This window comes from Gemella haemolysans (assembly GCF_001553035.1).
Classification (GTDB): Bacteria; Bacillota; Bacilli; order Staphylococcales; family Gemellaceae; genus Gemella; species Gemella haemolysans_B.
The window spans coordinates 1-7,346 of sequence record NZ_KQ959944.1 but is presented as its reverse complement, the minus strand read 5'-3'; the positions used below and the strand labels follow the sequence as shown (position 1 = coordinate 7,346).

10 protein-coding genes and 3 tRNA genes are annotated in these 7,346 nt (G+C 29.2%); 2 read left to right on the top strand and 11 right to left on the bottom strand.

All coding sequences use genetic code 11. The annotated features are described in order from the left end of the window. Positions 1-60: 60 nt before the first annotated feature. The 11 genes from HMPREF3186_RS03115 to HMPREF3186_RS03065 form a co-directional block, all read right to left on the bottom strand. Positions 61-135 (bottom strand) — tRNA-Glu (locus HMPREF3186_RS03115). A 10-nt stretch (positions 136-145) separates the two neighbouring features. Next, a tRNA-Ser gene (locus HMPREF3186_RS03110) sits at positions 146-233 on the bottom strand. A 2-nt stretch (positions 234-235) separates the two neighbouring features. Continuing rightward, a tRNA-Asn gene (locus HMPREF3186_RS03105) sits at positions 236-309 on the bottom strand. Positions 310-489: 180 nt separating this feature from the next. Then, a complete protein-coding gene (locus tag HMPREF3186_RS03100) occupies positions 490-1,374 on the bottom strand; it encodes a phosphate/phosphite/phosphonate ABC transporter substrate-binding protein (protein ID WP_060913883.1) in 885 nt (294 codons plus the stop codon). 137 nt (positions 1,375-1,511) lie between these two features. Continuing rightward, on the bottom strand, positions 1,512-2,282 hold the full coding sequence (locus HMPREF3186_RS03095) for a YlmH family RNA-binding protein (protein ID WP_060913882.1): 771 nt from the start codon (positions 2,280-2,282) through the stop codon (positions 1,512-1,514). Positions 2,283-2,286: 4 nt separating this feature from the next. Beyond that, positions 2,287-2,568, bottom strand: a complete 282-nt coding sequence (locus tag HMPREF3186_RS03090; protein WP_084812639.1) for a YggT family protein — start codon at positions 2,566-2,568, stop codon at positions 2,287-2,289. A gap of 2 nt (positions 2,569-2,570) precedes the next feature. Beyond that, a complete protein-coding gene (locus tag HMPREF3186_RS03085) occupies positions 2,571-2,993 on the bottom strand; it encodes a cell division protein SepF (RefSeq protein ID WP_060913881.1) in 423 nt (140 codons plus the stop codon). Between the two features lie 209 nt (positions 2,994-3,202). After that, positions 3,203-4,351 (bottom strand): AI-2E family transporter, encoded by a 1,149-nt coding sequence (locus tag HMPREF3186_RS03080; protein WP_060913880.1) that lies wholly within the window; start codon positions 4,349-4,351, stop codon positions 3,203-3,205. Between the two features lie 20 nt (positions 4,352-4,371). Then, positions 4,372-4,545, bottom strand: a complete 174-nt coding sequence (locus HMPREF3186_RS03075; protein ID WP_084812644.1) for a DUF1146 family protein — start codon at positions 4,543-4,545, stop codon at positions 4,372-4,374. Between the two features lie 55 nt (positions 4,546-4,600). After that, on the bottom strand, positions 4,601-5,554 hold the full coding sequence (corA, locus tag HMPREF3186_RS03070) for a magnesium/cobalt transporter CorA (protein ID WP_060913878.1): 954 nt from the start codon (positions 5,552-5,554) through the stop codon (positions 4,601-4,603). A 68-nt stretch (positions 5,555-5,622) separates the two neighbouring features. Further along, entirely contained in the window at positions 5,623-6,378 is a 756-nt protein-coding gene (locus tag HMPREF3186_RS03065) for a TrmH family RNA methyltransferase (RefSeq protein WP_060913877.1), read from the bottom strand. Positions 6,379-6,499: 121 nt separating this feature from the next. On the opposite strand from HMPREF3186_RS03065, the gene HMPREF3186_RS03060 reads away from it, so the two are divergent. Beyond that, positions 6,500-6,886, top strand: a complete 387-nt coding sequence (locus HMPREF3186_RS03060; RefSeq protein ID WP_003144835.1) for a rhodanese-like domain-containing protein — start codon at positions 6,500-6,502, stop codon at positions 6,884-6,886. A 163-nt stretch (positions 6,887-7,049) separates the two neighbouring features. Further along, a complete protein-coding gene (locus HMPREF3186_RS03055; RefSeq protein ID WP_060913876.1) occupies positions 7,050-7,310 on the top strand; it encodes a TM2 domain-containing protein in 261 nt (86 codons plus the stop codon). Positions 7,311-7,346 lie beyond the last annotated feature (36 nt).

The window sequence follows — 7,346 nt, the reverse complement described above, 5'->3', positions numbered from 1 at the left end:
CAGGCGTGATAACCGCTACACCACGGGACCTAACTCTTATTCTCAATGTATTATTTCAAATGGTGACCCGTACGGGATTCGAACCCGTGTTACCGCCGTGAAAGGGCGGTGTCTTAACCACTTGACCAACGGGCCAATAAAAAAACGGAGCAGGAGGGATTTGAACCCTCGCGCCGGTTTCCCGACCTACACCCTTAGCAGGGGCGCCTCTTCAGCCTCTTGAGTACTACTCCAACTCCACAGGCAGGACTCGAACCTGCGACCCTCTGATTAACAGTCAGATGCTACTACCAACTGAGCTACTGTGGATAAATATTTGTGTTCCTAACGAACAATATTTATTATACAAAAGTATTAACATAATGTCAATACTTTTGTATAACTTTTTTTATTTTTTTCAATTTTATAATATTATTTACCTAATAAACGTTGTTTTTTCGCATTTTATAGTTACTTTTTTATATCCAATCTCTATATAAAATATCCCTTTTATTTAACTTTATTTAAGTCAATGTTCATTTTTTCAGAGATTTTTTCAATAGATTTATATGCATCATTATTTGGTTCTTCAAATCCTGTAATGCTAAATAAATTTGTTAAAATTTGAATTGTTTCTTTATCATTTTGGATTTCTAGTAAAGCTTGTTTTACTTTTTTCTGAGTTTCTTCATCAAGATTATTAGATGCTACTACTGTTACACCTGGAATCAATTCACTCTTAGCTATAACTTTAACATCTTCTTTTAATGTAGGAAATTCTTTAGTATATTTTCTTATTACATTTTCATAGCTTGCTACCGCATCTACATCTTTATTTAGTAATAATTGTAAACTTTTATCATGTCCACCACTAAATTGGTATTGAATATCCTTTTCTAAATCAATACCAGCATCTTTTAGCATTGCCCCTGCGTAAATATAACCTGAAGCTGAAGATGGATCAACAAAAGCAATTTTCTTACCTTTTAAATCAGCAATACTTTTTATATCAGAATCTTTTCTTACAAAAACTTCTGCAAAGTAACCAGGTTTACCACTTGTGCTTCTACCTACAAGGAGATTTTTTGTATTACTTTGTTTATTAGAAAGGACAGCAGAAAATGGTGGAACTAATCCGAAGTCTACACTCCCACTACCTATTCCTTCTATAACCCCTATATAGCTACTTGCTGTAAATACTTCAACTTTCATACCTAACTTATCACCCAATGCTTTCGCAAACGGCGTCAGATCATCTACTAGCTTTTCGCTATTACTACTAGGCACTACACCTAATTTCAACACTTTTTCTTCTTTTGTTGTACTTTTTTGTGAACAACCAATTAAAGAAAATACCAATAGAAAAGAAAAAATAGTTAATAATATTTTTTTCATTTTACCTACCTCATATTTGTATATATTTTGTTTTATACCATAGAGTATAGCATAATAATTATATAATAAAAATAAAAACGCTCACAGTTAGAAAAAAAATAAATAAAAAATAGCTGGCTTATAATTACCAGCTACTTTTATACTAATTTTGAAATTGTTATTCTATATTTTAAACTTTTTTTATTCTGTGTGTAGCCCTTAACTACATATCTACCATACTTTCTTATAGATATTATATCGTCTGGTGTGCAAGTCTTCTCTCCATTTCTTAGAATTACATGATTTAGTTTAATAAAATCTTGTTCTAAAAATTCTTTTACCTTACTACGAGATTTATTTGTAATCTTAGCTACTATAGAATCTATTCGAAACGATGAACTTACTATTTCAAAATCTTCATATTTTTTTTCGATTTTTACTTCTATGAGATCAACTCTTTGAAAATCAAGATTTACTCTTCCAGCTTTTGTAAATTCCATTGCTATGTAATCAGCAATTTCATCATCGACAAAAATATAGATCTCATTTTCTAAAACAATTATATCCCCAAATCTATTAAAATTAATTCCAAGATTGTGAACTGCTCCTAGAATATTTCTATGTTCTACTTTATTAAATTTATTATTAAACTTTGCTTTTAAACAAACAATATCATAATCTACATCATAATATTCATTAGAAATAATCTTAGCTTTTTTTCTTTCAGCATTATCAAAACCGCCAAAAAATTCAACTTTAAAATCACTATAGTTATACGCTACTATTTGACTAAGAACAACTTGTTCAAAATTCGTTAAGAATTTTGTAACGGTGTTGCGATTTTCTACAAAACTAATACTTTGCAGTAATTTTTCTGCTGCTTCTCTTTGCTCAGCAGATGCTTGTTGTAAAAAATTTAACTTCTTCATAGCATTAAGATAACTTAAACAATAACATTATTATTAGGTTTTCTATAACACTAAGTACTACAAGAGCCGCTATTGGTGATATATCTAACATTCCAAATGGTGGAATGATTTTTCTGAAAATTTTTAGATATGGTTCACAAATCGCCTCTAAAAACTCTACAATAAAATTATTTTTAATTTGAGGAAACCATGAAGTTAAAATATACGCTAACATACTGTATTCATAAAAATTAAATAAATATTTTACGAATTTATATACCCAAAAATACTCTGTTATATTTAACAATATTAATACTCTCCTTCGTAAAAGTCTCCTGAAACTTCAACACCATTAGGAACACATAAATAAATATCTTCACCAATAGTTTTTAGTCTAGCACCTAATGCATAGATTCCTCCAGAAATAAAATCTAAAAGTCTATCAGAAGTCTCAATATCCAACTTACTTAAGTTAATAATTACTACTTTATTGCGTTTAATATCATCCACGATATCTTTACTATCCGCAAATACTAATGGTTCAGTTAGTATTACATTATTAGTTCTTCCTGCGGGTTGACTTTGTACGTTTTGTTTACTTACCACTGGATTCTCCTTTTTCACCGGTCTTGGCTTAGGTTGTTCTTGCCTTACTTCATTTTTTTCTACTACTTCTTCTTCAAAATCCTCTTCTCCAACAAAAAGATTATTGAATTTTTTCATCATACTCATATTCTCAAACCTCAACTTACTTATATTTAACTATATCATTATAGCATGTAAGCAGTAATTTATAAAGTAATATGACAAAAAACACTTACAAAAGTTTAAAATTCTAATTTTCGTTAAAGCTTGTTTGGTTTCCCGATAAAAATTAATAAATTTCCACATATAATAATCACAAAAAAAGCCCTAGAGTAAAATACTCTAAAGCTTTAATTTTATCCATAGAATTTATTATATCTATCTCTTATTGAAAGTAATAATTTTCCTACTAATACTTTTAAAATAGAATAAACAGGTATTCCTATAATTGCACCAACAACTCCCGCAATATTCACTCCGATAAGAATAACAAAGATTACTGTAAGAGGATGCATATTCATGCTTCTTCCCATTATATTAGGAGAAATGATATTTCCTTCTAAAAACTGCACGATTCCCCATACTACTAACATTTTAAGTACCATTATCCAACTTGTTGAAGCTGCAACTAACATAGCTGGTGTTATTGCAATAACTGGCCCAAGGTAAGGTACGATACTTAAAAATGCAGCTATAGTAGCTAATGAAAATGCATAATGTAATCCTATAATGTTATAACCTATAAATAACATTACTCCTATACATAAAGAAACTAACATCTGTCCTTGGATATAAGATCCTACTTTACCATCAATTTCATCAATTGTTTCAGCAACAGGTTGTTTCAATTTTTTCGGTAGTAGACTGATTACAAACTTGTTAAAGTGAGATGCATCTTTTAATAAGAAGAATAACACAAATGGCATAGTAACTAAAACTGAAGCAGTTGAAGAAATAGATGATACTACCCCTTGTGCAATAGATGTAGCTATGCTAACTAGTTTTTCACTAATTTTAGAAACATTAAGGTTATTATTGACATATTCCACAACTACTTGCACGTATTCATTATCAGAATATGTCTCCAAATATCCTTTAACCACCTCAATATATCTTGGTAATGCAATTATTAAATTCTGTGTTTGCTCCACAATAATAGGAACTACCCCTATAATTACAATTAGTATCGTAATTATACCAACGAAGATAGCAAGTAAACTAGCAATAAACCTAGACATTCTCTTCTCGAATAAGTTCACCAATGGATTTAACATGTAATAAAATACATAGGCGACTATTATTGGTGTAATTATACTTGAAACTATCGTATTTATCGGTGTAAAAATATACGATATTTCTGTATAAAGATAAATAGCTATACCTAATAAAATAACTATTAAAAGGATATAGATTATAAATTTCCCTCCGATAAAAGCTAGTAGCTTATCTTCACGTGACTTTTCAATTCTTGTTTCTTTTTTATTTTTTTCTAATTCTTTATCCATAGAATTTCCTTTCTGATAAATTATCTCACAATAGTTTGAGATAATTCATAAATTGTAATAATGGTTATATATGCAATATATCCTAGTGCAAAAGAAGCTAAAATCACAAATACCTTAATTTCTCTTGTACTATTTTTCTTGAAAAATTTTCCAAAATCTATTCGTATCATTGAAAAATTCGCAAGTAATATCATAAAAAATAAGATCATTAATTTAAAAACATTCATTATTTCAACCTACTTGATAATGTTATTTAAACATATCAAGCCATCCTTTTTTCTTGAAGAACCATAACATACCAAATGCAATTCCCAACATTATAGCTACAACTAAGAAGTAACCATATTGCCATTCTAATTCTGGCATATATTTGAAGTTCATACCATACCATCCTACTATGAAGGTTAATGGTAAGAAAATAGTAGAAATAACGGTAAGTGTCATCATGATATTGTTAGATTTAAGTGAGTTATATGTCATAAAGTTTTCACGGATATCACTGGCTAACTCACGGTTTGCTTCAATTATCTCAGTTTGTTGAACAAGGTCATCATAAATATCGTGGAAATATTTTCTATCATTATCCGTCATTTCTACGCGACGTGAAACTAAGAATCTATGAATAAGCTCACGCATTGGTAGTAATCCACGACGAAGTTTCAACAGATCACTTCGAAGATCAAATACCTCATCCATAATCTTACTTCCAGAAGTATATGAATCAGTTTCCTCAATTTCATCAAGACGATTTTCGATTTTTGAAATAATAGGAATATATCCCTCTACTATTTCTGATACAAGCATGTGCATAACATGTAAAGGTGAATATTCTGCACCACGTTGTAATATTTTTGGAACGATTTTATTTACGTAACGTATGTGTGAGAGGTGGAACGTTACAATATAATTTTTCCCAACAAACATATTTAAAGTTTCGTAGTCATCATCTATATTTTTCAATACATGAGATACTAAGAAAATTTGTTGTCTTGAAATTTCAATTTTTGGTCTTTGTAAAAGCGTTAAACAGTCTTCAATTAAAAGTTCATGGAACTTGAAGAAAGTTGTTAGCAAGTTAATTTCACTACGTGTAGGAGTATCAAAATCAACCCAATACCACGCTATATCTTGCTCTTTAAGTCTTTCTAAACTAACGTCAGTAAGGATATCTCCTTTTTTGTCTACTGCTATAATTTTTAACATTAGATTTCACCTCTCTCTTTATTTTCACATTTACCATAATACCACACTTATAAAAAATAGTAAATTTATTATTTTAAATTAGTAGAAATATAGTGCATTACAATACCTGCTGCTATAGAGACATTTAAACTCTCTGCACGCCCAGGCATTGAGATTTTAAGTAAATTATTTACTTTTGATAATATTTCCTCACTTACTCCCGCACCTTCATTACCAAAAACAACCGCAACTTTTCCTGTAATATTGTCTAGCTGTTCTATATACTTATCCGCTTTTAAACTAGTAGCGAAAATATTAAATTCGTGCATTTCATCTATTAATTCAACTAAATCTATATTATCAAAGCAATCTATATGAAAGTTGCTACCTTGTGTACTTCGAATAACTTTTTGACCATATAAACTTGTCGTTCCTTTGCCCAGAATAATGCAGTCAAAATTGAAGGCATCTGCTGTTCTGATAATTGTTCCTAAGTTTCCTGGATCTTGAACTTTATCTAAGATTAGAACTTTACTATAATTGTTAATATCTAATTCTTTTTTATCAATACGACATACTGCTATAATACCTTGCGTAGTTATTGTATCAGATATACTTTTCATAACACTGTCTGTGACTTTTATTAAATCACCTTCAAAAGAGTCTACAATATTATATTCATCAAAACTTTCTGAAATAATAATTTCTACTACTACTTTTGCATCTAAAGCTTCTTCTACAAGGTGTTTTCCTTCTATTAAATATCTACCGTATTTTTTTATATTTTTATTATCTTTTAATTTTTGAATATCTTTAATTCTTTTATTACTTGCTGATGTTATCATTTTTTCTCCAATAAATTTATTTTATATTTTTAGCATTCATACTAATTATAATCAATGTTGAACAAATTTTCAAATTATGATATAATTCACTTACAGATATTATAATAAAAAGGAGTTCATTATGTCATCATTTTTACTATCAACAATAGTTTTAGTGGTTGTTTTAGGAGCAGTTGGACTATTTAATTACTTCAGATTAAAAGGCGCTGTGACGAAACTTCCTTATGAAGAATTCAGAAAAGATCTTAGAAAAGTTCAATTAATCGACGTTAGAGAAAAAGAAGATTTCAAATACGCTCACATTAACGGTGCTCGTAACATGCCTTCTTCTCAATTCAATTTCTTATATACATCTTTAAGAAAAGATCAACCTATTTATCTATGTGATAAAAACGGAACTTTAGCTCCTCGTGCTGCTTTAACTCTTAAAAAGAATGGTTATACAAACGTTTATATGCTAAAAAATGGTCTTCAAGATTGGAAAGAAAACCTTAAAACTAAACGTTAATTTTTATGTACCTAGTTTATTTATAAAGCTAGGTACTTTTAATTTATCATAGAGATAAAGTCTATACACGATTAATTTACATTTTGCACAGACTATCCCCTATTGAATACTAGAATATTTTATGGTATTATTATCCTTAAATAATCCATATGGAGGTCAACTAATGACTAAATACTATTACGATCCTACAAACAACCGCGGCTACATCCCTGGTAGATATGTTAACAAAGTGGTATTCTTATTAATCACTTTCTTTTTAGGACATTTTGGAATTCAATATTTCTACATTGGAAAAAACTTTAAAGGGATACTATGCTTACTATTTTGTTGGACTTTTATTCCATCAATCATAGCTTTCTTCACATTTGTCATAACACTATTTAAACCAACAAATGAACATGGTGATATATTCATACATTACTAAAAAACGGGTCTATAATAAATACGGTTGATAATAAAT

Bases quoted from the DNA above. Each gene is read 5' to 3' on its own strand.
- HMPREF3186_RS03100 (WP_060913883.1), bottom strand. From the start codon at position 1,374: ATGAAAAAAATATTATTAACTATTTTTTCTTTTCTATTGGTATTTTCT.
- HMPREF3186_RS03095 (WP_060913882.1), bottom strand. From the start codon at position 2,282: ATGAAGAAGTTAAATTTTTTACAACAAGCATCTGCTGAGCAAAGAGAA.
- HMPREF3186_RS03085 (WP_060913881.1), bottom strand. From the start codon at position 2,993: ATGAGTATGATGAAAAAATTCAATAATCTTTTTGTTGGAGAAGAGGAT.
- HMPREF3186_RS03080 (WP_060913880.1), bottom strand. From the start codon at position 4,351: ATGGATAAAGAATTAGAAAAAAATAAAAAAGAAACAAGAATTGAAAAG.
- HMPREF3186_RS03075 (WP_084812644.1), bottom strand. From the start codon at position 4,545: ATGATATTACTTGCGAATTTTTCAATGATACGAATAGATTTTGGAAAA.
- corA (WP_060913878.1), bottom strand. From the start codon at position 5,554: ATGTTAAAAATTATAGCAGTAGACAAAAAAGGAGATATCCTTACTGAC.
- HMPREF3186_RS03065 (WP_060913877.1), bottom strand. From the start codon at position 6,378: ATGATAACATCAGCAAGTAATAAAAGAATTAAAGATATTCAAAAATTA.
- HMPREF3186_RS03060 (WP_003144835.1), top strand. From the start codon at position 6,500: ATGTCATCATTTTTACTATCAACAATAGTTTTAGTGGTTGTTTTAGGA.
- HMPREF3186_RS03055 (WP_060913876.1), top strand. From the start codon at position 7,050: ATGACTAAATACTATTACGATCCTACAAACAACCGCGGCTACATCCCT.